8 protein-coding genes and 1 pseudogene are annotated in these 25,587 nt (G+C 66.9%); 5 read left to right on the top strand and 4 right to left on the bottom strand.

Going from position 1 to position 25,587, the window contains the following annotated elements; genetic code table 11:
• Positions 1-16: 16 nt before the first annotated feature.
• From OIE68_RS12600 to OIE68_RS12590, 3 genes are read left to right on the top strand one after another with little or no spacing between them, the layout of a single operon-like run.
• A complete protein-coding gene (locus OIE68_RS12600; protein ID WP_327099562.1) occupies positions 17-1,483 on the top strand; it encodes a serine/threonine-protein kinase in 1,467 nt (488 codons plus the stop codon).
• 11 nt (positions 1,484-1,494) lie between these two features.
• Positions 1,495-2,730: a DUF7373 family lipoprotein gene (locus tag OIE68_RS12595; RefSeq protein WP_327099561.1), complete on the top strand. Its 1,236-nt coding sequence runs from the start codon at positions 1,495-1,497 to the stop codon at positions 2,728-2,730.
• Positions 2,723-4,231, top strand: a complete 1,509-nt coding sequence (locus OIE68_RS12590; RefSeq protein ID WP_327099560.1) for a serine/threonine-protein kinase — start codon at positions 2,723-2,725, stop codon at positions 4,229-4,231. The genes OIE68_RS12595 and OIE68_RS12590 overlap by 8 nt, the downstream gene beginning before the upstream one ends.
• A gap of 11 nt (positions 4,232-4,242) precedes the next feature.
• Here OIE68_RS12590 and OIE68_RS12585 read toward each other — a convergent pair whose 3' ends face one another.
• Positions 4,243-5,310: a serine hydrolase domain-containing protein gene (locus tag OIE68_RS12585; protein WP_327099559.1), complete on the bottom strand. Its 1,068-nt coding sequence runs from the start codon at positions 5,308-5,310 to the stop codon at positions 4,243-4,245.
• Positions 5,311-5,490: 180 nt separating this feature from the next.
• Here OIE68_RS12585 and OIE68_RS12580 point away from each other — a divergent pair.
• Positions 5,491-6,771 (top strand): annotated as a pseudogene (locus OIE68_RS12580) (condensation domain-containing protein).
• 5 nt (positions 6,772-6,776) lie between these two features.
• On the opposite strand, the gene OIE68_RS12575 reads toward OIE68_RS12580, so the two are convergent.
• Positions 6,777-7,277: a DinB family protein gene (locus OIE68_RS12575; RefSeq protein ID WP_327099558.1), complete on the bottom strand. Its 501-nt coding sequence runs from the start codon at positions 7,275-7,277 to the stop codon at positions 6,777-6,779.
• A 121-nt stretch (positions 7,278-7,398) separates the two neighbouring features.
• Positions 7,399-8,064 (bottom strand): SRPBCC family protein, encoded by a 666-nt coding sequence (locus OIE68_RS12570; protein ID WP_327099557.1) that lies wholly within the window; start codon positions 8,062-8,064, stop codon positions 7,399-7,401.
• 151 nt (positions 8,065-8,215) lie between these two features.
• On the opposite strand from OIE68_RS12570, the gene OIE68_RS12565 reads away from it, so the two are divergent.
• Entirely contained in the window at positions 8,216-8,863 is a 648-nt protein-coding gene (locus tag OIE68_RS12565) for a TetR/AcrR family transcriptional regulator (protein WP_327099556.1), read from the top strand.
• An 18-nt stretch (positions 8,864-8,881) separates the two neighbouring features.
• Here the strand turns inward: OIE68_RS12565 and OIE68_RS12560 are convergent, their stop codons facing one another.
• Positions 8,882-25,447, bottom strand: coding sequence for a non-ribosomal peptide synthetase (locus OIE68_RS12560; protein WP_327099555.1), 16,566 nt, complete (start codon positions 25,445-25,447; stop codon positions 8,882-8,884).
• Positions 25,448-25,587 lie beyond the last annotated feature (140 nt).

Here is a 25,587-nt window from a genome sequence, read left to right as displayed (position 1 = left end):
AAGGAGGGCAGCGCCGGTGACTGTCGCGGACGGTACGGATTTCGCCGGGTATCGGATCGAACGCAGGCTCGGCGCGGGCGGTATGGGTGAGGTGTATCTGGCGCGTCATCCCCGGCTGCCCCGTCACGATGCGCTGAAGATCCTGTCCGACCGGCACGCGAGCGACGCCGAATTCCGGGCGCGGTTCCTGCGCGAGGCCGAGGTCGCGGTGCGGCTGCAGCATCCGAATGTGGTTGCGGTGCGCGACCGTGGTGAGCACGACGGCCGACTGTGGATCGCGATGCAGTACGTCGATGGCGGTGATGTCGCCGATCTGATCCGGCGCGACGCGACGGTCCCGGTCGAGCGCGCGCTACGGATCCTGGCCGAGGCCGCGCAGGGGTTGGATGAGATCCATCGAGTCGGTCTGCAGCATCGTGATGTGAAGCCCGCGAATCTGCTGCTCGCCGAAGAACCGGGGCAGCCGGATCGAGTGCTGGTCACCGACTTCGGTATCGCGCGCACCGCCGGTGCGGAGGGAACCCTGTCCGAGGGTGGGGGGTTCACCGCCACGCTGGCTTATGCGCCGCCCGAGCTGATCAGCGGTGACACGGTCGATCACCGTGCCGATGTGTACTCGCTCGGCTGCACGCTGTATCAGCTGCTCACCGGTTCGGTGCCGTATCTGCGCAGCAGTCCGGCGGCGGTGATGTACGCGCACCTGCATGAGGAGCCGCCACGCCCGAGCCTCGACAATCCCCGGGTACCAACGGGATTGGATTCGGTCATTGCCACGGCGCTGGCCAAGGACCCGGCCGACCGCTATCAGAGCTGCGGTGCGTTGGCGGCGGCGGCACACGCGGCGTGGTCGGCTGATGCCGCCGGCGAGACCGCCCCCCGTGCGATGCGGCGCCGCAGGATTCTGACCGGTGCGGCGATCGCGGCGATTGTGCTGGTGACGGCGGTGGTTTCGCTGGCCGGCGGCCTCGGTCGCGACGACTCCGCGGGATCGTCCGAGACCGGCCCGACCTGGGTCGCGACGAATTCGGCTGCCTGGGGCGCGGCCGCCCTTGCCGCCGAGACCTTTCCGAACCTGCTGCCGGTCGCACCGGCCGCCGTCGGATATCAGGAACTCAACACCTGCCTGCACACCGACCAGAACAACAACTTCATCTCCTTCGATCAGCAGGTCCCGACTGGTGGCGTGATCTGTCTCGGCGACCGGGACCCGGCCGAAGTGGTCATCGTCATCTGTAATTCGGACCGCACGCCGATTCGCGACTGGTCCCCGATGACGCAGCTGGAAGGGGAGGAGCTGTGGTCCCGCGACGGCGCCGCCGGGCGGGTCCGCTGGGGGAGTGCCACCACGAACGATGGGGTGACCGTAGGCAGACTCGACGTGATGTTCGACCGCCCGGATCGCAACTTCTGCCGCCTGCGCGTAGGCGGTGCCATCTCCGGTTCCGTGCTCCGGGAACGGTGGTGGCCGAATGCGCCGCTATGACAGGGGGACCGATGTATTCGCGCGCTGAAGGCATACGGGCCGTCGCCGTACTGGCCGCGGCCCTGACAGTGTTGTGCGGGTGTGTACGGCCCGGCCAGCCGACGCCGGAACGCCTCGACCTAGCCGCGCTCGACGTCGGATCGAACAGCGTCGACCCGCTGTCGCCGCCGCGCACCAGCACCGACAAGTACGGGCGGGTGCTGGAATCGATGCGGATGGCTGAAGCCGCACTCGACCCCGTCGAGGTCGACCCGGTGTTGACCAACGGCGTCGTCGACCGGATCGCGCCGTTGCCGACCCCGCTGAAGGCGGCGGGCATTCTGGCCGAGCGGGTTCGGGGCGTGCTCGCATCGCATCGCATGCTGGCTGGATTCGCGGTCAGTGGCAGCGATGTCGACTTCGGCGTAGCGCCGCCGCAGATCGGCGCCGGGCGGCTGTTGACGGTGATCCTGCTGCGCTTTCCCGATGCCATGGCGGCGCAGTTGGCGGCTCGGCAGATGGACGCCACCGATGCCGCGATCAGCCCGGACAATGTGCCGGTACGGCTCGCGGAGTACCCGTCGGCCTTCGTGCACTGGCGCCCGGCGGTGCCGACCATGGGCGCGACGATCGCGCAAGGGTCGTTCGTCGTCAGCGTGCTGGCCGGGCACACCGCACCGGATCAAGCGGTACTGACCGGGCTGGTGCGCAAGGCATTCGACGTCCAGCTACCCAGGTTGCGGGACTTCCACGAGACCGCACCGGATCGGTTCGCCGACCTACCCCTGGATCGGGACCGCATGCTGTCGCGGTTGCTGCCCTACGGGGCCGGGCACTGGTCGTATCCGACGGTGACCGCATCGGACACCGATGACAATGCGGGCTGGTCGTCCGGCCTCCGCATCAGCGGCGTGGTGCTGGGCCCGCATGCCACCCGGCTGATGAAGCACCTCGGGTTCAAAGAACCGATCGAAATCGTCGCTATGAACGGTCACAACCTGCTCGAGCGGTTTCCGGATGCCGTCAGCGCGCGCCGGGTATTCACCGAGGAGATGCGCGCGGCGGACCCCACCAAGAGAATCGCCGCACCGGCCGGGGTCCCGGACGTGTATTGCCGCAACGGCATCAACACGCAGCCGGAGTGGCCGGCCCAGGTCCTCTGCCACGTCCTCTACGGCCGGTACACCGCGAGGATCGTCGGCCGTAATCCGACGGACGCACAACAGCTGATTGCCGCCCAATACGCGCTGCTGGTGCACAGTGGATAGCAGAAAGTTGTTGCCGGGTACGGTTTTCGCGGGGTACCGGATCGAGCGGTTGCTCGGCAGCGGCGGCATGGGAACGGTGTATGTGGCAGCGCATCCCAGGTTGCCGCGCCGGGACGCGCTGAAAGTGCTGTCGGCGGAATACAGTACGGATCCCGAGTTCCGGGCCCGCTTCGTCCGTGAGGCCGAACTCGCCGCCCGGCTGGACCATCCGAACATCATCGGCGTCTACGACCGCGGCATCGAGCACGGACGGCTGTGGATCGCGATGCGGTTCATGGACGGCCCCGACGCAGCCGAACTAATCCGCCACCGCGCGGTGGCGTCCCCGCAGCGGATCCTGCACATCATCGGCGCCGTCGCTCGCGGCCTCGATCACGCGCATCGGGCAGGCATGCTGCACCGTGACGTCAAACCGGCCAATATTCTGGTGGAATCGATTCCAGGACAATCGGATCGGGTCGCCATCACCGACTTCGGTATCGCCAAGGCCGCAGCCGCGACGACGGTGCTGACCCAGGCGGGATCGATCCTGGCGACCATTGCCTATGCGGCGCCGGAGCAGTTGACCGGAGCGGCGGTCGATCACCGTGCCGACGTCTACTCGCTGGGCTGCACCCTCTACGAACTGCTGACCGCCGCGAAACCGTTCCCGCGCGCGAGGACCGATGCCGTGATCATGGCGCACCTCCAGGATCCGCCGCCACGGCCGACCGCCACCGTCCCGGAACTTCCCGGGGAGATCGATGACGTGATCGCTCGCGCGCTGGCCAAGGATCCGCAGCAGCGCTACCCGAGCTGCGGAGCGCTCGCCGCCGCGGCGGCAACGGCTTTCGGCGTCGCTCAGGATCCGGTCCCGGCGATCGGCCACCGACCGGCTCGGCGCAGGAACGTCGGTATCGGGGTCGGTGTCCTGACGGCGGTGGCCGTCTTGGCGATCGCGAGTATTTTTGTGCTGAACCGTAATTCGACCCAGCATCCGGCGTCGGCGTCGGCGTCGGCGGACGCGCTGTCGAGCGTGCCGTCCGCGACGGTACCGGTCGACCCGAACTCCTGGGCGGCGCACGAGCGAGTGATCAAGGCCTTCCCGCAACTGCTTCCGAAGACGCAGACGGACAGTGGTTATCAGGGCCTCCGATGCGTCGCGATCGATGGCGATCAGCGGCCGATCGACGCGAGACAGACACGGGATTCGATGAACTCGTTGGCCTGCAACGGAAACCGAGATCCGGTTTCCCGAATCCTGGTGCGATGCGGGATCGACAAACCGGCCGACGAATTCGTGCCGTCGCAGGGTGGAACCTTCGTCGGTGAAGAAAGCTGGGTGCGGCCGACGGGACAGGGGCACGCCACCTGGTACGACACCACCGGCGTGACAGGGCCCACAGGAGAGTTACTGCTCCGATTCGACGACGCCGCGCGGGCGAACTGCACCATGGGGGTGTCCGGCGGCACCTCGGGCCAAGACCTCTACGAGCGCTGGTGGCGCAACGCACCCGTGTGAGATGGTCGCCGTCAGGTGGTCAGTGCATCGTAGGCGGCGATCAGGATGCTCAGGGCTCGCATATTGTCGTCGGTCCACAGCACCTGGTTCATCACGTAGGACACCGTCATCCGGTGCTTGAAATCGACGAGAACCAGGGAGCCGCCCCATCCGCCCCACGAGCAGGTGCGCCCCTCGAGGCGGTAGCCCATGCCCCAGCGGATCGGCCGTTCCAGCACACGGTCCCGGCCGTGGAATTGTTCTTCGAATACGCGGTCACAGCCGGGCTGCGACAGCAGGCGAACCCCGCCGACGCTGCCGCCGCACGCGAGTATCGACTGGACCGCGGCGACCGAGCGTGCGTTGCCGTGACCGTTGATGGCCGGGATCTCCGCGCGCCGCCACGCCGGAGTGTTGGCGTCGGACACTCCGACCGAGAATCCCTCGGGGCGGTCCCCCTCGGGCGCGGGGATGAGCGCGGCGACGCGATGGTCGTGCTCAGCCGTGAGTCCTATGTGGAAGTCCGCGCCCAACGGCGCGGCCACTTCCTCAGCGAAGAATGTGCCCACGCTGCGTCCGGTCACCCGGGCGATGACCTCACCGACGAGGAAGCCGAAGGTTATCGAGTGATAACCCCCTTCGGTGCCCGGTTCCCATAGGGGAGACTGTCCGGCAAGACGCGCGGTGACGGTCGGCCAGGAGTACAGGTCGGCGGCCGCGACGGGGTCATCCCATACCGGCAGACCCGCGGTGTGACCGAGTAGGTGCCGTACCAGCACATCGTGTTTGCCCGCCGCCGCGAACTCCGGCCAGTACCTGGCGACCGGCGCGTTCAGATCGAGTTCGCCACGGTCGGCCAGTATGAGCGTGCACAATGCCACCATCGTCTTGGTCGTCGACCAGACGTTGACGATGGTGTCCGCCTCCCACGTCACGGTGCGGTCCGCGTCGGCATAACCACCCCAGATGTCGACCACGGGTTCGCCGTCGACGTACACCGCCGCCGACGCGCCGACATCGTCGGCGTTCAGCGATGCCGCGAGGGCCTCGGCGACACCGGCGAACCGTGTGTCGTAGGAACCTCGTACATCGGTAGTCACGGGCACACCGTAGACCGCGTTCACCCCACGGCACCAATGATTTTCACCCACTGCCGCCCCTCTTGATGTGGCCGGTGGAAACCGGGTCTTGTCGGGTGGTCACGGCCCGTGTTGTCGTGGTCTGCGAGGGCGCACGGCCGTTCGCCAGCGGGATGAGCGCATGTTCCCCGCACCGACCCGATCCCGCTCTCGCCCGCGCAGTTGCGCCTGTGGACGGTGAACTATCTCGGTGGGCAGCAACCCGACTACCTGATCGCGACCGCGCTCGACATCCGTGGACCGCTCGACGCGGCGGCAGTTCAGGTGGCGATCGGCGATCTGGTCGCCCGGCACGAAATCCTGCGCACCGTACTGCCGTATGCGGTGGACAGCCCGGTACAGCGGATTTTGCCGATCGGGTCGGCGCAGCCGGATTTCCGCATCGTCGAAGCCGACGGTATCGACAGTGTCGAGCGGGCAATGGAATCCGAGTTGCGGCACGGGTTCGACCTGACGGTGCAGCAGCCGATGCGAACCCGCCTGTACCGGTTGGGTCGCGAGCATCACGTCTTTTTCGGGGTGGTCCATCACATTGCCGGCGACGGCGAATCCATGGGCATCCTCCAGCGTGATCTCCTGACCGCCTACCGGGCGCGGGTCGCCGGCCGGGTACCGCAATGGTTCAGTCCGGCAACGTAATTCGCGGACTACGCCATATGGTTGCGGCAGTTGCTCGGCCCGGATACCCACGTGCTCGAGCAGCAGGCGCGGTACTGGCGCACCATGCTCGACGGCGTGCCGGAACAGCCGGTGCTCCCCGTCGACCGTCCCCGCGCTGAGCGGCGGTCGAATACGGCGGCGGCGGTGCCCGTTCTCGTCGACGCCGACACCCATCGCAGGCTCGCCCGGACTGCCCTCGACTACCGGGTGAGCATCTACATGCTGGTGCACACCGCGCTCGCGATGGCGCTGAACGGTCACGGTGCCGGCACCGATCTGCCGATCGGGGTGGCATTGAGCGGACGCGATTCGGAAGGGCTGCAGGATGTCGTCGGGTGCGTGGTCGACACCGCGGTGGTGCGCCTCGACCTGTCGGGTGCGCCCACCTATCGCGAACTCGTCCATCAGGTCCGCGAGCGTGTCCTCGGCGCGTACGAGAACAAGGAGTTTCCCTTCGATCGCCTTGTCGCGCTGGTGAACCCGCCACGCTCCCGGACCCATCATCCGCTGTTCCAGGTGATGGTGACCTATCTACGCGGATTCGACACCGGCACGGCCCCGCACGGATTGGCGATCCGGCACCGGCCGGTAGCGGTGCGCCGAACCCCTTTCGAGCTACTGCTGAACCTGCGGGAGGAATACCACCCTGACGGACAATGCGCCGGAATCCACGGCGAAATGGTATACGCCGCTGAGCTTTTCGATCAATCGACGGTCGAGTCCGTCGTCACGGCGATGACCACCGCGTTGGCGGCGATGTGAAGAAGTCAGCGCCCGGTCGTGCCGTCGATCAGTTCGCGCAGGATGTCCGCGTGGCCGGCGTGGCGGCCGGTCTCCTCGATCATGTGGGTGAGTGCCCAGCGGAGGCTGGGAGCGGCCCGGCCCGGCCGCGATCGAGGGACCGGTGCGCCGAGATCGGTACAGCCGTCGAGTATTTCGTTGGCACGCTCGACCGCCTCTCGGTAGCGGACGACCACATCGGCCACGCTGTCCGCTGGTGATGCCCGGAACGTCGCCTGCCAGTCGGTGACGTTGTCCCCGAGGAACATCGAGCGTTCGACGAAAGTCAGGTGCTCGAGCAGCCCGAGCAGGTTCGTGCCCGACGGCACTGCGGCTGTTCGTACCTGCGGTTCGGGGGCGCCGTCCACCTTCGCGGCGATCGAGGCCCGGAGGTAGTCGAGGAATCCGCGCAGGATTTCGGTCTCGCTGCTTCCGGTCCGGGGCGGTGGGGTGTCGCCGCGGCGTTTGCGGCGCGTGGTGGTACTCATCAAGCCTCCTTTGGTCGGCACGCGCCCAGTCTTGCCACGCTCGCCACGATCTGGCACGTCATCTTGCTGTTCCGGCAAGATGGCCTCGTGGAGCTGGCGATGATCTCAGCGAAATAACTTGTCAGTGCTGTGTTTCGGCGGCGGTCCGCAGGTCGGCAAGCCAGGCCTCGAGACCGGCGCCGAGAAAGTGGGTGGAGGTCGGCACGTTTTCTTCGACCTGGGCTCCGTTCCAGTTCTCCTCGGTGCGCACCAGGACGCCGCCGTCTACCGGGGTGAAGGTCCAGACATGAATTCCGCCGTCGATGCGCATCCCATCACCGATCGCCGGTCCGCTCCAGCGGATGCACCGGGCGGGCTGCAGCTGTTGGACGGTGGAGGTGATTGTCAGGGTGGTCGCGGGGGTCGTGGCGGTGGCGGGGGCTGGAGTGGTCCACCGGAATTGCGAACCAGCCTGCAGCGGCCCCGAATCCAGACGCTCGATGCTGGTGACCGGCTGCTGCCAGGACGGCCAGCGTTCAGCGTCGGTCTGCAGATTCCAGACGGCATCCAGCGGTGCTTTGATCAGGGCCTCGGTCCGGTAGTGAATCGGAGCGGCGGTGTCGATGCCCGCACCCTCGCAGGTCAGCGGAGCCGAGTCAGCTGGGCCGTCGGCATGCGCAGGGGTGACGGTGGCGCTCAGGAATGCGGCGGTCAGCGCGATCCCGAGCAGAGTGGCCCGCCCGCGGCGACGGATGGTGCCGGACTCCGCGTGCGCCTTCGGTGTGACGGACAGGCGAGTGTCGTTCATGGTTCTGCTCCTCATCTACGGGCTCACACAAAAGTCGATGATCATCTATTGCAATGGTTAGAGGGTATAACGCTTCTTTGGTGAGAAGCAAGAGCAAAAGTGATACCTTCTAACCAGAGATCGTGGCGCACAGCCGGGAAGGAAGCGGCCCATGGCAAACCCAGGTGCGAAGACCCCGCGGGAGCGCTATCGAGTGCAGATGCGGGCGGAAATAAAACAGTGCGCCTGGCAGCAGATCGCCACGGCGGGGGCGTCCGCACTGTCGCTCAACGCCATCGCCAAACAGGTGGGCATGAGCGGCCCCGCTCTGTACCGGTACTTCGCCGGCCGCGACGAACTGATTACCGAACTCATTCGCGACGCCTACCGCAGCCTCGCCGACACCTTGCGCGCGGCCCGAGACTCCGGCGCCGACCTGGCCGGACTGGCCTACGCGCTACGGGAGTGGGCCTTGGCCGACCCCCAGCGATACTTCCTCATCTACGGCACGCCCGTCCCCGGTTACCATGCACCCGAGGACACCACCGAGATTTCGAACGAGATCATGACGATGCTGATCGAGGCATTCTCCGCGCTGCCCGCGGACCTACCGGCGACACCGTTCGACACCCACCTCGAACACCATCGCCGATGGGCCGCCGACCACTCGGTACCAACCACAACTCTGCATCGAGCGGTGTCCTTCTGGACCCGGCTGCACGGCGTCCTCTCCCTCGAACTCGCCGGGCACTTCACCGGAATGGAATTCGACCCGGCCCTACTGTTCGCCGACGAACTCGACACCCTCATCACACACTGATCACGCCGCAGCAGCGTGTCACAACCACTCGCGCAGGACCTCCGCGATACGCCGGAGCGCCGCATCGGTGGTCATCCGCCAGTGTGTGGTGGCCACCGGGTGGTTGTGCACGGAACCCGCCACTGCGGGCGTCCAGGTCGCGGCGCCGACGGAACCCGTCGGATCGTCGAGGGCAGCGGTGAAGTAGACGAGGTCTCCGTCGAAGGACCGCGCACGATATGCCGCGTCGAGAGCCGCCGAATCGATCGCCGCGGCCACGACCCGTTCGATCCGCGCGGCCCCGAAGGATGCGAACGGCTCGGGGAGCGTGCTCAATCGCTGTGCCAGCTCAGACAATTCCACCGTTTCGTCCAGGCCGAACTCCGCGGCTCGAGCGCCGAGCAGTCCTCCGAGAAGTTCTGGCACCGTCACCTCGATCCCCGCGAGTTTGGACCCGGCGCCGATGTCGAGTAGTCGGCTGTCCATCATGCCCAGCAGCGCCACCTGCGCGCCTTCGTCCTGGAGTTGGACGGCCATGGCATGCGCGAGCACACCGCCGAGTGACCAGCCGAGCAGGTGGTAGGGCCCCTCCGGTTGCACCTCACGAACGTGTTTGACGTAGTGCCGCGCCCAATCCTCGATCGAATCCGGCAGTGGGTCCGCTGAACTCAGCGCGGGTGACTGGAGTCCGTAAATGGGCCGATCCGCATCGAGATGGGCTGCCAGCCCGGCGAACGACCACGCGATGCCCCCGATCGGATGGATGCAGAACAGCGGCTCGGCGGTGCCGGAAACCCGCAGCGGCAACAGCACATCGAATGCCGCGTCGGCACCGGCGCCCTCTGCGCCGCGCGCACGCAACTCCGCGACGATGCCCGCGGGGGTGGGGGCGGTGAACGCCCACATCACCGGAATCGTTTCGGCCATCGCTTCGCTCAACCGAGCCGTCAGTTTGGTCGCGATCAGTGAATTGCCGCCGAGTTCGAAGAAGTTGTCATCCAATCCGATGCGATCCAGACACAGTACATCCGCGAAAATCTCGCAGACCATGGTCTCGAGCGCTGTCGTCGGTGCGCGGAAGGCGCGGGTCCCGAGCTCCGGTTCGGGCAGTGCCGCGCGGTCGAGTTTGCCGACCTGGGTCAACGGGACACCGTCGAGGACCACGATCGCCGTGGGAACCATATGCGACGGCAAGGTCCGTGCGGCCCAGCGGATCAGCCGATCCGGATCGATCACCCGGTCCTGGGCCGCCACCACGTACGACACCAGAACCGTTGCCCCAGCGGAATTCTCCCTGCCGACCGTGACGGCGAAATCCACTTCCGCATGGGCGGCCAGTACCGCGTCGATCTCGCCGAGTTCGATTCGGAAGCCACGGATTTTCACCTGGAAATCGGTACGGCCCCGATAGTCGAGCTCGCCGTCGGCATTCCATGCCACCAGATCGCCGGTGCGATACATCCGGGCGCCCGGCTGGAACGGGTTGGCGACGAAACGATCCGCCGTCAGGTCAGCGCGACCGAAGTAGCCCCGCGCCAACTGCACTCCGGCCAAGTACAACTCACCCGCGACGCCGACCGGAACCGGGCGTAACCGCGAATCCAGTACGTATACCTGACTGTTCCACGCCGGTCTGCCGATCGGGACGGCCAGTTCATCGAACCTGCGCACCTGATGGCTGGTGATCGACACCGCCGCCTCGGTCGGGCCGTACAGGTTGTACAGCGACGTGTCGGGCGCCGCCGCCGCGAATCGGTGCGCCAGCGCGGCAGGCAGCGTCTCGCCGATCGCCAGCACCTGGCGCAACGAGTCCGGCAGCCGACCCGTCAGCAATGCGTCGAGCATCGACGGCACCGCGTGCAGCGTGGTCACGCCCTCACGTGTCATCAGCTCGTTCAGGTATGCCGGGTCGCGGTGGCCATCCGGCGCTGCGATTACCAGGCGGCCGCCGCAGGCCGCGGCCGACCAGAATTCCCACACCGACAAATCGAACGTCGCCGCCGTCTTCAACAGCACGGCGTCATCGACGGTCAATCCGAATTGCGCTGTCTTCCAGACCATTTGGTTGACAATCGCACCGTGTGTGACAGCGACCCCCTTCGGGCGACCCGTGGAACCCGACGTGAAGATCAGATAGGCCGTGTGCTCGGCGCGCAACGGCGCGATCCGCTCTGCGTCGGCGATCGGGGCCGCGTCCACCGTGGACAGGTCCAGTCGATCCATCAGCACCACCGGCGCGGCGGTGGTCCCGAAACCCGCATCGGCATTCGTCAGCACACAAACCGGTGCCGCCGTCTCCAGCATGTAGTCGGTCCGCTGCGCGGGTTGATCCGGATCGACCGGCACGTACACACCGCCGGCCTTGCTCACCGCATACATCGCTACGACCAGGTCCACCGAACGCCGAATAGCCAACGCCACCCGTGACTCCGGCCCCACACCCGACGAAATCAAGTACCGCGCAACCTTGTTCACGCGTCCATCCAGCTCGCCGTAGCTGATCGGAGTGCCATCGGCAGCGACCAGCGCCGTGGACTCCGGTGTGGCAGCGACAGTCTCGTCGAGCAGCGACACCAACGTGGTGGCCGTATTCACCTGGTGTGCGGTGTCGTTCCACGCCGTGCGGATTCGTGCACTTTCTTCGGTCGCGAGCAGATCGATGGCACCGACCGGCACCTGTGGATCCGCGATCACGGCATCGAGCACCCGCACGAACCGGTCCACGAAACTCCGCACCGTCGACTCGTCGAACAGATCCGCGGCGTAGGTGAAGAAGCCGCCGATACCCGTCGGCACACCGTCCTCGTCGTAGCTGTCGGCCATGATCACATGCAGATCGAACTGCGACAGCTGGCGATCCGTTTCCAACGCCGTGACGGTCAAGCCCGGCAACTCCATCCTGGCCGGGGCCAGATTCTGGAACGACAGCCCCACCTGGAACAGTGGATGCCGCGCCGTCGAGCGCACCGGATTCAGCACTTCGACCAATTGCTCGAACGGCACATCGGCATGGGCGAACGCTTGGACGTCGATATCACGTTGCCGCGCAAGCAACTCCGTGAAACCCGCACCCGCATCCACCCGGGTACGGAACACCAGGGTGTTGACGAACATGCCGATCAGATCATCCAGCACCGCCTCACCCCGGCCCGCTATCGGTGTACCGATCGCAATATCGTCGGTGCCCGACAAGCGAGCCAGCAAAACTGCCAGTGCGGTATGCGCAACCATGAACAGCGTCGCGCCCTCGGCCCGTGCCAGCCCCGCCAACGCCGCATGCGCACGCGCATCGATGTGCAACTCCACTCGGCCGCCTGCGAACGACTGCACCGCCGGGCGCGGCCGATCTCGCGGCAACTCCAACTGATCCGGCAGGTCGGCAAGGGCCCGCCGCCAGTAGGCGATCTGCTCGGCCGCCATCGACCCGGGCTGGTCCGCACTGCCGAGCAACGCACGTTGCCACAGCGTGTAATCGGCGTACTGCACGGCCAGCGGCGACCAATCCGGGGCCCGGCCCAGCGCACGAGCCGTATATGCGGACGCCAGATCACGAGTCAGGGGGCCACCGGAGTAGCCGTCACCCGCGATGTGGTCGACGACCATGGCCAGCACGAATTCGCCGTCCGCGACCTGGAAGAGCACGGCGCGGACCGGCACCTCGGAAGTCACGTCGAAGGTCGTCGAAACCAGTTCCAGCACAGCTGATTCCACCTCGGTGGCACCGATGGTCCGGACCTGCAGCCGCGGCACCTCGGAGTGGCCGGGAGGCAGGATGACCTGCACCGGATCCGCTGCATCCCCTGGCTGCGGATATATGGTTCGCAAGATCTCATGGCGCACAACGACATCGATGAAGGCTTGCCCCAACGCGGCGATATCCAAATCGCCGGTCAAACCGATCGCGACAGGAATGTTGTATGCGGTCGACTCGGTATCGAGCCTGTTGAGAAACCACATCCGTTGCTGTGCGGGCGACAGCGGAATACGTTCCGGCCGTGGGCCCGCTACCAGGGCGCGGCGACTCCCGGTACCGGTGAGCTTCGCCACCTCCCGTGCACAACCCGCGACGGTGGGCGCGGCGAACAGCACACGCACCGGAACCCGGGCATCCTGCGCCATGCCGAGGCGAGCGGTCACCCGCGTGGCGAGCAGCGAATTGCCGCCCAGCTCGAAGAAATTGTCGTCGGCGCCGATCCGCTCGATACCGAGCACCTCGGCGAAGACACGGGCTACGGCCCGTTCCGCTACCGTCGACGGTTCCCGGTAGGTGCGCGCCGCGAACTGCGGTTCGGGGAGGGCATGTCGGTCGAGTTTGCCGACCGCGGTCAATGGAATCTCGTCGAGCACCACGACCGACGCGGGAACCATATGCGATGGCAGGCTTCGCGCAGCCCACCGCGCCAGTTGATCCGGATCCAGCGACCGGCCCAGCACATACGAGACCAGAATCGTGGCCCCGCTGGGGTTTTCGCGCCCGAGGGTCACCGCGTAGTCCACGTCGGGGTGCGCGGCGAGCACCGCGTCGATCTCCCCGAGCTCGATGCGGAAGCCACGGATCTTCACCTGGAAGTCCGTGCGGCCCAGGTACTCCAACTCCCAACCGGTAGCGGTGGCATTCGGTACCTCGACCCAACGGACCAGATCGCCGGTCCGGTACATCCGGTCGCCCGGCGGACCCCACGGATTCGCGACGAAACGTTCCGACGTCGAGCCGGAACGCCCGTGATAGCCGCGGGCGAGTGCCGGGCCCGCCAGATACAGCTCACCGGTGACGCCCGCGGGTACCGGGTGCAACCGCTCATCGAGCACCGCCGCCCACCCGCCGGGTACCGGACGGCCGATCGTTACCCGTTGTCCCGCAAGCAGAGTCGTATAGGTGGCGCCGATCGTTGCCTCGGTCGGGCCGTATCCGTTGATGAAGCGGCGACCCGGCTGCCACCTGGCAAGCAGTTCGGGAGTGGTGGCTTCGCCCCCTGCGGACACCACCGCCAAGTCGTCCAAGGCGGCGGGATCGACGGTGCCGAGCAGCGCCGGGGTGATGATCGTATGCGTAACCCGTTCGCCGCGCAGCAGGTCATGCAGTTCGGTGCCGCCGACGATATCCGGTGCGGCGATCACCAGGGTGGCACCGCTGTAGAACGCGCTGGACCACTCCTCGACCGATTGGTCGAAACTCGGCGAACACACATGCAGCATCCGATGTTGCGGCCCGAGTCCGAGCATGTCGACAGTGTGGCCGACGAGTCCACCGAGCCCGGCGTGGGTGACTGCGACCCCCTTGGGCAATCCCGTAGACCCCGACGTGTAGATCACATAGGCCGGATGCGACATGCGCAGCGGCGCACGACGGTCCGCGTCGGTCACCGCGGCCGCCGACTGGGCGGCGCAGCGTGCGAGCACCGCGGGATCGTCGAACACCAGCCAATCCACCGTGTCGGGTAGATCCGCGTGCTCAGCGACCGTAATGCCCACCACCGCACCGGAATCGGCCACCATGTGCCGCACCCGGTCCACCGGATAGCTCGGATCGACCGGCAGATACGCGCCACCGGCCTTGGCGACCGCCCATACCGCGGCGATCATCTCGTACGAACGTCGCATCGCCAGCGCCACCACCGTCTCCGGCGCGACACCTCGATCGATCAGTACGCGCGCCAGACGCGACGACAGCTCGTCGAGCTCACCGTAGGTATACGCCCGCCCCGCGTCGCGCACCGCGACTCGATCACGCCCGAAACCGACGCCCCGGGCCAGCAGATCCGGCAGCATCCCGACGGTAGCCGGGGCGCCGCCGCCCATCCGGGTCAGCCCCTCGTACTCGTCGTCGATCAACAGCGGCAGATCGCGCACCCGCGTCGCGGGCTCGTCCACGACCGCCGCCAGCACCCGAACGAACCGCCGGGCAAACATCTCCGCCGTACGGTCATCGAAAAGATCACGCACGAAAGACATCTCGCCGCGCACCCGGTCCGAGTCGCCATCCGCGGCCGACATCGCCAGCGCCAGATCCCCGACCGCATCCGGCGGACTCTGGAACGACAGAGCCACCTGGAACAGGGGATGCCGATCCGGCGACCGCCGCGCTCCCAACAGATCGACCAACTCGTCGAACGGAATGCCTGCGTACGTGAACCCTTGCAGTTCACACCGGTGTGCCTCCGGTAGGAGGTCGGCGAAGCGCGCTGTGCGATCCACGCGGGTACGCAGCACCAGCTCGGCACCGCGGCCGCCCGGCGGCGGAGTGCCGATCGCGATGTCGTCGGAACCTGACAGCCGCGCGAGCACTACCGCCAATGCCGTGCGCACCACCGCGGTCCATGTCACGCCCGCCGTGCGCGCAAGCTGTCGGAGACCCAGGTGTACCTCGTTCGGTACCGAGAACTCCACCCGCCCACGGACATCGGACCGCGCCGCGGTGCGCGGCCGATCCGTCGGCAGCTCCAGCCGATCGGGCAAGCCCGCCAATGCGGTGCGCCAGTACCGAGACCTGGTGATCGGGTCATCCGATTCGGTGTCGCACAGCAGCGCGATATCGGCCGCGGCGCGCTCCGGTGTCGCGAGCAGATCGCTGAGCACGCGGCGAAGCCGATCGGCCACGGCCTGCGCCGTCTCGTCGGCGACGATATCGCGCCGGTACTTCACCTGCACCAGCGTTCGGGCATCCAGGAAGACCACAACCGTGATCGGATAGTGCGTGAAGTCGGCCCCGCGCATTTGCTCGATCCGCAACCCGTCGATGGCGCCGCCGGCCTGCTGCAGCCCCTCGGCGTCGACCGGGTAGGACTCGAAGACCAGCATCGTGTCGAAGAGTTCGTCACGGGGGATGGCAGCCGACGGAGTCGGCGGGGTGGGTGAGCACAGGGGGATGGCAGCCGACGGAGTCGGCGGGGTGGGTAAACACTGCGGGATGGCAGCCGATGGAGCTTGCGGAGTCGGCGGGGTGGTTGAACACTGCCGGGCAGCGACGCGTTGGATGGCGCCGAGTCCGAGGTGGTGATGGTCCAACAGCGACGCTTGTTCGCCCTGCAGACCCTCCAGCAGAGCCCGCATCGTTGTGCCGCGATCGAACCGGATCCGCACCGGGATGGCATCCACGAACAGGCCGATCATGTCGCCGATACCGTCGAGTTGCGGCGGTCTGCCGGAGACGGTCGCGCCGAAGACGATATCGTCGCGGCCGGTGCTACCGGCGATGACCAGACCCCATGCCGCCTGTATCACCGTATTGGCGGTGACTTCGGCCGTTGCCGCGAACGCCGTGAGCGCCGAGGTCTGTGCGGTCGACAGCTCGAATTCACAGACGCCGAACCCGTCGCCGGTCGCCGCGGGCCACGCCAGTTCAGGGGCGAGCATCGTCGCGGTGGCGCCGGTCAATACGTCCGACCAGGCGCGTACCGCGGCTTCCCGGTCTTGTTGTGCGAGCCACCGCAGGTAGTCGCGGTAGGGCCGGACCGGTGCGAGCAGTGACGTGTCGCCACCGGTCGCGTACAGGACTAGGAGCTCCTTCATCAACAGCGGCATCGACCAGCCGTCGAGCAGGATGTGGTGTCCGGTCAACACGAGGTGGCTGTACTTACCCACCCCGCCGACTCCGCAAGCTCCGTCGGCTGCCATCCCCCCGTGGTGCCCGGAGTCGTTGGTGTACACCGTGAATCGCAGCAGCGGCGCCACCGCCGGATCGAATCCGCGACGGCGCTCGGCGACCAGCAGTTCCGGCAGCTCGGCCTCGGACACGCCGTCGACAACCTGCCACGGCACCTCGACCCCGTCCACTACCAGCTGCACCGACGTCCCGTCGACGGTGGGTACGAAGGCCGACCGCAGGTTCGCGTGCCGGTCCAGAATGGTCTGCGCGGCTCGGCGCAACCGGCCCATATCCAGCTCGCCCGTCAGCCGGGCCGCCAGCTGGATTATGTAGGCGTCGACCGAATCGTCCAGTAGCTCGATGAGTACCCGCAGCGAATTCTGCAGCGGTGACAGTGGCAGCACATCCGACAGTCCAGGATGGTTCCGCCGCCACTGGTCCAACTCGACCTGAGAGACCCGCACCAGCGGCACATCCGACGGAGTCAGACCGCCGGCAGCCGGATCCGTCGAGTGGTCGGCAATCGCGGTGAGCGCGGCCAGCCAGTCCTCGGCCAACTCCCGCACCGCCGCCTCGTCGAGAATCGCGGCGGCGAAGGCGAACGACGCCACCATCCGCGGGCCATCCGCGGTATCGCTGACGATCGTGTTGATGTCGATCACCGCGGACAGTGGGAGGTTCGGATTCGGCTCTGCGGCAATGGCTCCCAGTTCTGCGGTCGGCAACCAGTCCGAGAGACCGTCGGGCACCGCACCCGCCGAGACACGACCGAGGTAGTTGAAGCTGATCTGCCCGAGATCATCGGCCAGCGCGTCGCCGGTATCCGGATTCAGATGCCGCAGCAGGCCGAAACCGATGCCTCGATCCGGCACGGAAAGCAGTTGCTCCTTCACCGATTTCAGCACCGCTGCGGTCGCCTCGCCACCGGCGTGGGCGGCTTCGGTGTCGATTCCGGACAGGTCGATGGCCACCGGACTGATGCTGGTGAACCAACCCACGGTGCGGGTCAGGTCAGCGCCGGGCACCGCGTCTTCCTCGCGACCGTGCCCCTCGAGTCGCAGCCGAGTGGCCGGAGCATCGATGCCGCGCCGCGCCCGCCAGGAACGCACCGCCATCGCGAGCGCGGCGAGCAGACTGTCGTTGGCGCCGCCCTGGTACAGCGCGGGAACCTTGGCGAGCACCGCGTCGGCGACCTCGACCGGAACACGGATTTCGAATACGCCCCTGGTCCGGAAGGTATCGGCGACCGGGGCCAGTGCACGCGCGCCTAGCAGCGGATCCGGCGTGGCCAATACCCGCTGCCAATAGCCGAGTTCCTCGACACGGTCCGGTGTGGCAGCCGCTGCCACCAAGGCGTGCGCCCAGCGCCGGAAGGAAGTGCCGACGGTGGGTAAAGCCACCGGCTGCCCGGCGCTGCGCTGCGCCCACGCCAGCACCAGGTCCGGGATCAGGATGCGCCACGACACACCATCGATCGCATAGTGATGGACCGCGACGGCGACAGCATCGCGCGCATCGGGTCTGCGCAGCCATGTCAAGGTGATCATGCGGCCCGCAGCGGGATCCAACGTGGCCAACGCGGAATCCATGGCCGCGTTGGCAATTCGGTTCAGCTCGGTCTCGTCGATACCGGCGGGGACCTCGACCTCGGTGACCAGCGCGTCGGCCTCGATGGCGTTACGCGCCAGCACCTCGAACCGCCACGATCCGTCCGCCTGCCACACGCGCGAGCGCAGCACATCATGATGATCGAGCACCGCGCCGACAGTGGCCACCACACCCGCGCGATCGATCCCCTCCGGCAATCCGAGCACCATGCTCTGGGCGAATCGACCGAACGAACCGTTGGCGAGGAACCAGGCAAGTACGGGAGTCAACGGAACCGCGCCGACACCAGCGCCGGGCAACTCTGCCAAAACCACCGCCGCCGACTCCGCACCGACCGCGGCAACACGAGCCAACCTCGCGACTGTCTTCTGCTCGAATACATCCCGCGCGGTGAACACCATCCCCGCCGCCTTGGCCCGCGACACCAACTGGATCGACATGATGCTGTCACCACCGACCGCGAAGAACGAATCGTCCACCCCGACCCGTGCCACACCCAGCACCTGCGCGAAGAGTTCGGCAAGCCGCGACTCCACCGCGCCGACCGGAGCACGCGACACCGCCGTCGGGAACACCGGCTCCGGCAACGCTTTACGGTCCAGCTTTCCATTCGAAGTCAACGGAACCCGGTCCAGCACCACAATCGCCGCGGGCACCATATGCGACGGCAGGATCCCGGCCGCATACTCCCGCAGCACCGCCGGATCCACCACCCGCCCCGGCGCGGCCAGCACATAAGACGCCAATGCTGTTGCGCCACCGGGCCTTTCACGCCCCAGCGTGACCACGAAATCGATATCGGAATGTCGGCCGAGCACGGTATCGATCTCGCCGAGCTCGATACGGAAACCACGGACCTTCACCTGGAAATCAGCGCGACCGACATAGTCGAGCTGCCAATCCGCCGACGGAACGGCGAGATTCCCTGCCCGCTGCTCCGGTGCCGCGTACCAGCGCACGAGGTCGCCGGTGCGATACATCCGCGAACCCGGCCCACCCCAGGGATTGGCGACAAACCGCTGCGCGGACAACCCGGCGCGGTTCCAGTAGCCACGAGCCAAGGCGGCGCCGGCCAGATACAGCTCACCGGTAACACCGGGCGGTACCGGATTCAACCGCGAATCCAGCACGAATGCCGAGCTGCCCAGAATCGGCTTGCCGATCGTGATGTGCTGCCCCGCAACAAGTTCCACATTCGACGACATCACCGTCGCCTCGGTCGGACCGTACGCGTTGAACAACCGGCGGCCCGGCTGCCACCTGGCCAACAGCTCCGGGGTCAGGACATCCCCACCCACGAACAGCACTTCCATCCGGTCCACACCGGCCGGATCGACCGTGCCGAGCACCGCCGGCGTGATGATCGTGTGCGTCACCCCCTCGGTCCGCAGCAACTCGCCGAGTTCCGGTCCGCCCATGACATCCGACGGCACGACCACCAACGTCGCCCCCACCGAGAACGCGCACATCCATTCCATCACCGACGGATCGAAACTCGGCGAACAGATATGCAGGTACCGGTGGTGCGGCTCGAGACAGTACTGGCCGACCGAATGATCGACCAGATCGCTCAACCCGCCATGGGTTACGGCGACCCCCTTGGGCAGGCCCGTCGAGCCCGAGGTGTAGATCACGTAGGCCGGATGTTGCGTCCGTAACGGCGCAATCCGCTCGGCATCGGTGACCGTGTCGGTGGACTTATCGGCGCACAACACCACCGTCGCCGGTGCATCGAGCACCAGCCAATCCACCGCATCGGGTAGTCGATCGACGTAGTCGGATCCGGTAATGCCCAGGGCCGCACCAGAATCGGTCAACATGTGCCGCACCCGATGCGCGGGATGAGCCGGGTCGACCGGCAGGTGCGCACCACCGGCCTTGGCGATCGCGATTGCTGCCAGCACCATCTCGTAGGAACGGGGTAGTGACACCGCGACCGGCAGTTCGGGACCGACACCTCGATCGATCAGGACTCTCGCCAACCGCGACGACTGTTCGTCGAGTTCGCCGTAACTGATCGACCGACCCCGGTATCGCACCGCCACCCGGTCCCGGCCCAAGGCGAGTCCACTGGTCAGCAGATCAGGCAGCAACCGGGGCGCCCGCACGGCATCGTCGTGGACCCGGGTCAGCAGGGCCAGCTCGTCGTCGCCGAGCAACGGCAAATCACCGATCGGGTCCCCGGGGTGGTGCACCGCGGCCGCCAGCAGCCGCAGGAATCGCTCGGCGAAAATCTCCACGGTGCGCCGGTCGAACAGATCGGGCGCGAAGGACAGGTTCGCGGCGATGCAGGCGCTGTCTCGGTTCTCCCGGACGTGCAGGGACAGATCGAATGGCCCGCGTGCGACGGGAGTCCGATCACCGGCGGACAACATCACCTGTACCAGCGGGTGACGTGCGTCCGACCGAACCGGATCCAGCAGTGCTACCAACTCGTCGAAGGGCAGGTCTGCTCGTGTGAACGCCTGTAGGGCGATGTCTTTCGCCTGCGCGAGCAGATCGTCGAAGGAGATTTCACCCGGCACCCTGGTGCGCAGTACGACCGTGTTGACCGATCCGCTCGTTTCGACGGGGGTGCCGATCGCGATGTCATCGGTCCCCGATAGTCGCGCAAGCAGTACCGCCAAGGTCGCGTGTACGACGGTGAACACCGTCGTGTCGTGCGCGACTTGATGTAGCCGGTGCTGCAAATCCGCACCGATCTCGAACTCGACGCACGAGTCCGCACGAGAGGGGACCGCAGGCCGTGGGCGATCCATGGGCAGGTTCAGCTCATCCGGTATCCCCTGGAGCGCGGTGCGCCAGTAGCGCGTCTGCGCGATCAGATCGCCGCGATCATCGAAGAACCGATTGATTTCCGCCGGCGTGCGCTCCGGCGTCGCAACGAATTCACCGATCAGCACCCGCAACCGCGCGGCGAGCGCCTGCGCGGTGGCGGTGGTGATCATGTCGCGCCGGTACTGCACTTGTATATGCAGTTGAGTGCCCAACTCGGCCACGACAGCCACCGGATAGTGCGTGAAGTTGCGACCTTGGAGATCGACGACTTCCAGCCCGTCGATCGTCGCGTGGGCCTGCCGCAAACCATCGGTGTCGATGGGATACGACTCGAAAGCCACGAGAGAATCGAACAACTCGCCCGCACCCGCGGCGCGCTGAATATCGGCCAACCCGATGTGATGACAGTCGAGCAACGAAACCTGTTCGGACTGCAGCCGAATCAGCAGTTGCCGCACCGGTGTACCGGAGTCGAACCGAACCCGAACCGGGACGGTATTGGCGAACAGGCCGACCATTTCGTCGACCCCGTCGACCTGCGGCGGCCGCCCGGAAACCACCGCGCCGAACACGACATCGTCACCTCCGGCACAGGCCGCGAGCACCAGACCCCACGCCGCCTGGACCACCGTATTGACGGTGACCTCGGTTGCGGCGGCGAACCTCAGCAGCTCCGCTGTCGCGGCGGGTGAAAGGTCGGCGGCGCAAACCCCATGGCCGTCGGCGGGCGTCGCGGGCGGCGGCAGGGTCGTGGCCAGCCGCGTCGGCGTCAGACCTGCCAGCGCCGCGCGCCACGTCTGCACGGTGGCGTCCCGGTCGTAGCGCGCCAACCACGCGAGATAGTCCCGATACGGCCGGACTCGCGGCAGCGGTGTCGAATCACCGTCGGCCGCATAGGAAACCAGTAGTTCCTTCATCAGCAACGGCATCGACCAGCCATCCAACAGGATGTGATGCGCGGTCAAAACCAGATGTACGCGCCCGGAGTTCGTGCGATACACCGTGAATCGCAGCAGCGGCGCCACCGTCGGATCGAATCCGACGCGTGCTTCGGCGGTTAGGAGCGACGCCGGATCGGCGTCCGAGGTGTCGACGATCCGCCACGGGACCGCCACAGACTCGGCGACGATCTGGACCGGGGTGCCATCGACCGAAGTTCTGAACGCGGCACGCAGGGTCACATGCCGATCCAACATCGTTTGCGCCGCCCGCCGTAGGCGATCCAGATCGATCACGCCGGACAACTCCACCGCCAACTGCAGCAGATAGGGATCTGCCGAATCGTCCGAAAGCTGTGTCAGGAAAAGCAATCCGAGCTGCAGGGGCGACAGCGGCAGGACATCGAGCAGACCCGGGTGCTCCCGCTGCCAGATATCGAGTTCACCCTGGGTGATCCGCACGAGCGGGACATCCGCCGGAGTCAGGCCACCGGCCGCCGGATCGTGTACATGTCCGGCAAGCATGGTCAGTGCGGCCACCCAGTACTCGGCCAGCTCCCGCACGGAGTCCTCGTCGAGGATCTCGGACGCGTACGCGAACGACGCGTTCATCTGCGCGCCCGCGTCGGCATCGGTAACGATCGCGTTGATATCCACCACGGCGGCCGCGGGCATCGCCCGATCCTGGGCAGCTTCCGGGGCGCCCCAGTCGGCGGTCGGCAGCCAACTACGATCCGTCAGCCCCTCCGGCAAGTCGCCTGCGGAAATCCGACCGAGATAATTGAAACCGATCTGGCCCAGCGCACCGTCGAGTTCGCCTGCGGTATCGGTGTCGAGATGACGCAGCATGCCGAAACCGATGCCTTTATCCGGCACCGCGAGCAGCTGCTCCTTCACCGTCTTGAGCATCGCCGCGGTCGCGTCGGCAGTATTCCATGCGGCATCGGCGTCGATGCCGGACAGATCGAGCACCACCGGATACATGCTGGTGAACCAGCCGACAGTGCGGTTCAGGTCGGCACCGGCGACGGCGGTTTCTTCACGACCGTGTCCCTCGAGCCGGATTCGCGTGGTCGCGGCATCGACCCCTCTTTTCGCCCGCCATGAGCGCACCGCGAGCGCCAACGCCGCGAGCAGACCGTCGTTGACTCCGCTCCGATACAGCCTCGGCAATTCGGTCAAGACCGCATGGGTGACCTCGGCCGGCACCGTGATGGTGAAATACCGCACCGTTGCCGCTGTGTCGACGACCGGGTCGAGTGCCCGCGCGCCCAATAGCGGATCAGCGACGGTCAGAACCTGCCGCCAGTACGGCAGTTCGCCGGAACGGTCCGCGGCGGTCGCCGCCTCGACCAGACCGTGCGCCCACCGCCGGAACGACGTGCCGACATCGGGCAGGGCGATCCGGTGGCCACCGTCGCGTTGCGCCCACGCGGTCACCAAGTCAGAGATCAGAATGCGCCACGACACACCATCGATCACGTAGTGATGCGCGGCGATGATCAGCGCATCCCGGCCGTCCGGTCGAGACAGCCAGGTGCAGGCGATCATCCGAGCCGACGCCGGGTCGAGCGTATCGAGGGCGGAATCCATTGCCGCACTGGCAGTTCCGCATAACTCATCGATGTCCAGTCCCACGGGCACGTCGACACGAGTGAGCAGGGTATCCACGTCCATCGCACCCGGCGGCAGAGTGTGCAGCTGCCATCGCCCGTCGTCGGACCACAACCGTGCGCGCAGCATGTCGTGGTGGTCCAGCACCGCGGCGAGCGTGGCCACCAAACCCGCCCGGTCGATGTGCTCGGGTAGGGCAAGCACCATGTGCTGGGAGAACCGGCCGAACGACCTCCCCCCGAGGAGGTGGGCGGCCAGCACCGGTGTCAGCGGAATCTCCCCGACGCCGCCGCCGGGTAACTCCGCGAGCCTCGGCGTGGGTTCGGAACCGACAACCGCGACCCGCGCCAACCCGGCCACGGTGCGCTGCTCGAACACATCCTGGGGGGTGAACACTATCCCTGCCGCACGGGCCCGCGAGACCAGCTGGATCGATAGGATGCTGTCTCCACCTGCGGCGAAGAACGAGTCCTCCGCCCCGACCCGCACACCGAGCACTTGTGCATACAACTCGGCGAGCCGGGATTCGACGGCGCCGACAGGGGCACGCGACACCGCCGCCTCGAAAACCGGCTCCGGCAACGCCTGCCGATCGAGCTTTCCGTTGGGGGACAAGGGGATCGCGTCGAGAACGACGATCGCGGACGGCACCATATGGCCGGGCAATGCGGCTCCGGCGAAGCGCAGGAGTTCTCCGGCATCGATGGAAATGCCGTTGCGCGGCAGCACATAAGAGACCAGTACGGTCGCGCCGGAGGGCGCGAGCTTGCCGAGAGTCGCGGCGTATTCGATATCGGGGTGACCGGTCAGTGCGGCGTCGATCTCACCTGGCTCGATACGGAAGCCGCGGATCTTGACCTGGAAATCCGAGCGTCCCAGATATTCGATCGCGCCATCGGCCATGCGGCGCCGCACCAAATCGCCGGTGCGATACATCCGTGCGCCAGGGTTGCCGACTTCCCCGCTGAACGGATTCGCCACGAATCGTTCCGCCGTGAGCGCCGCTCGGCCCAGATAGCCCTGCGCGAGCGCGGGACCGGAAAGGTAGAGTTCGCCGATCACTTCGGCGGGTACCGGCCGCAACCGCGAATCGAGCACTACCGCGCCGACACCCGGCAGGGCGGTACCGATGGTGATCGGCTGACCGGGCACCAACTCGGCGCTACCAGTGGCGAGAATGGTGGCCTCGGTGGGCCCGTAAGCGTTGTAGAAAGACCGTCCGGCGACCGCCCACCGCTCGACCAGTCGGGGGCCGAACGCATCACCCGCAACGACCACGGCCCGCAACGTGTCGAGTCCGACCGGATCGACCGACTCCAGCGCCGCGGGCGTGATCAGCATGTGCGTGACACGTTCACGGCGTAACAGGTCGGCGAGCTCGGCGCCGCCGAACACCGTCGGCGGGGCCACCAGGAGCGTCGCGCCGGAACTGAAGGCCAGCAGCAGCTCGAGCACCGATACGTCGAAGTTCGGCGAACAAACGTGCAGCACCCGCGAATCGCCATCGACCGCGTAGCGCTCTCGCTGAGCGTTCACCAGCATCGCAATACCTGCGTGCGTCACCACAACGCCCTTCGGGCGACCGGTGGAGCCGGAGGTGTAGATGACGTACGCCGGATGCTGTTCGGTCGGTGTGCCCACCCGGTCGACGTAGGAGATCGGATGTGCAGGCCGGGCCGCGATCCGTTCCCGGTGCAGCGGATCATCGATGTCGAGCCAGTAGATCTCGGTGCCGAACCGCGAGCGATGCGTCGAGTCGGTGAGCCCCAGCACCGCCCGAGAGTCGGCGACGATGTATTCGCTGCGCTCCGGCGGAAGGGTGGGGTCGACCGGCACGTAGGCCGCACCGGTCTTGGCGACGGCCCATACGGCCAGCACGGATTCGATCGAGCGGGTGAAGCCGACGGCGACGAGGTCGCCGGGGCCCACGCCCCGCTCGATCAGTTCCCGTGCCAGTCGTGATGACGACTCGTCCAGCTCCGTGTAGGTGAGTTCGCGCTGATCAGCGGGTTCGCCGGTCGGGTTGTAGCGGATCGCGATCGAGTCGGCCGCGGATTCGACCGCGGCCCCCAACAACTGCATGAAGAGCGGGCTACTCGATCTGCGGCGAATTCGACCCCGAACAGTGCGACGAACCCTATCCATTCGAGTACTACAGTCCTCTCGCGTCCAGCCCACAGGTCTTGCCGAAACCCACGAACCCGGCCGGATCCCGGCACACC

The sequence above is a fragment of the Nocardia vinacea genome, from assembly GCF_035920345.1.
GTDB classification, from domain to species: Bacteria; Actinomycetota; Actinomycetes; order Mycobacteriales; family Mycobacteriaceae; genus Nocardia; species Nocardia vinacea_A.
This window is presented reverse-complemented; position numbering and strand designations above follow the sequence as displayed.

Bases quoted from the DNA above. Each gene is read 5' to 3' on its own strand.
- OIE68_RS12595 (WP_327099561.1), top strand. From the start codon at position 1,495: ATGTATTCGCGCGCTGAAGGCATACGGGCCGTCGCCGTACTGGCCGCG.
- OIE68_RS12575 (WP_327099558.1), bottom strand. From the start codon at position 7,277: ATGAGTACCACCACGCGCCGCAAACGCCGCGGCGACACCCCACCGCCC.
- OIE68_RS12570 (WP_327099557.1), bottom strand. From the start codon at position 8,064: ATGAACGACACTCGCCTGTCCGTCACACCGAAGGCGCACGCGGAGTCC.
- OIE68_RS12565 (WP_327099556.1), top strand. From the start codon at position 8,216: ATGGCAAACCCAGGTGCGAAGACCCCGCGGGAGCGCTATCGAGTGCAG.
- OIE68_RS12560 (WP_327099555.1), bottom strand. From the start codon at position 25,447: ATGCAGTTGTTGGGGGCCGCGGTCGAATCCGCGGCCGACTCGATCGCG.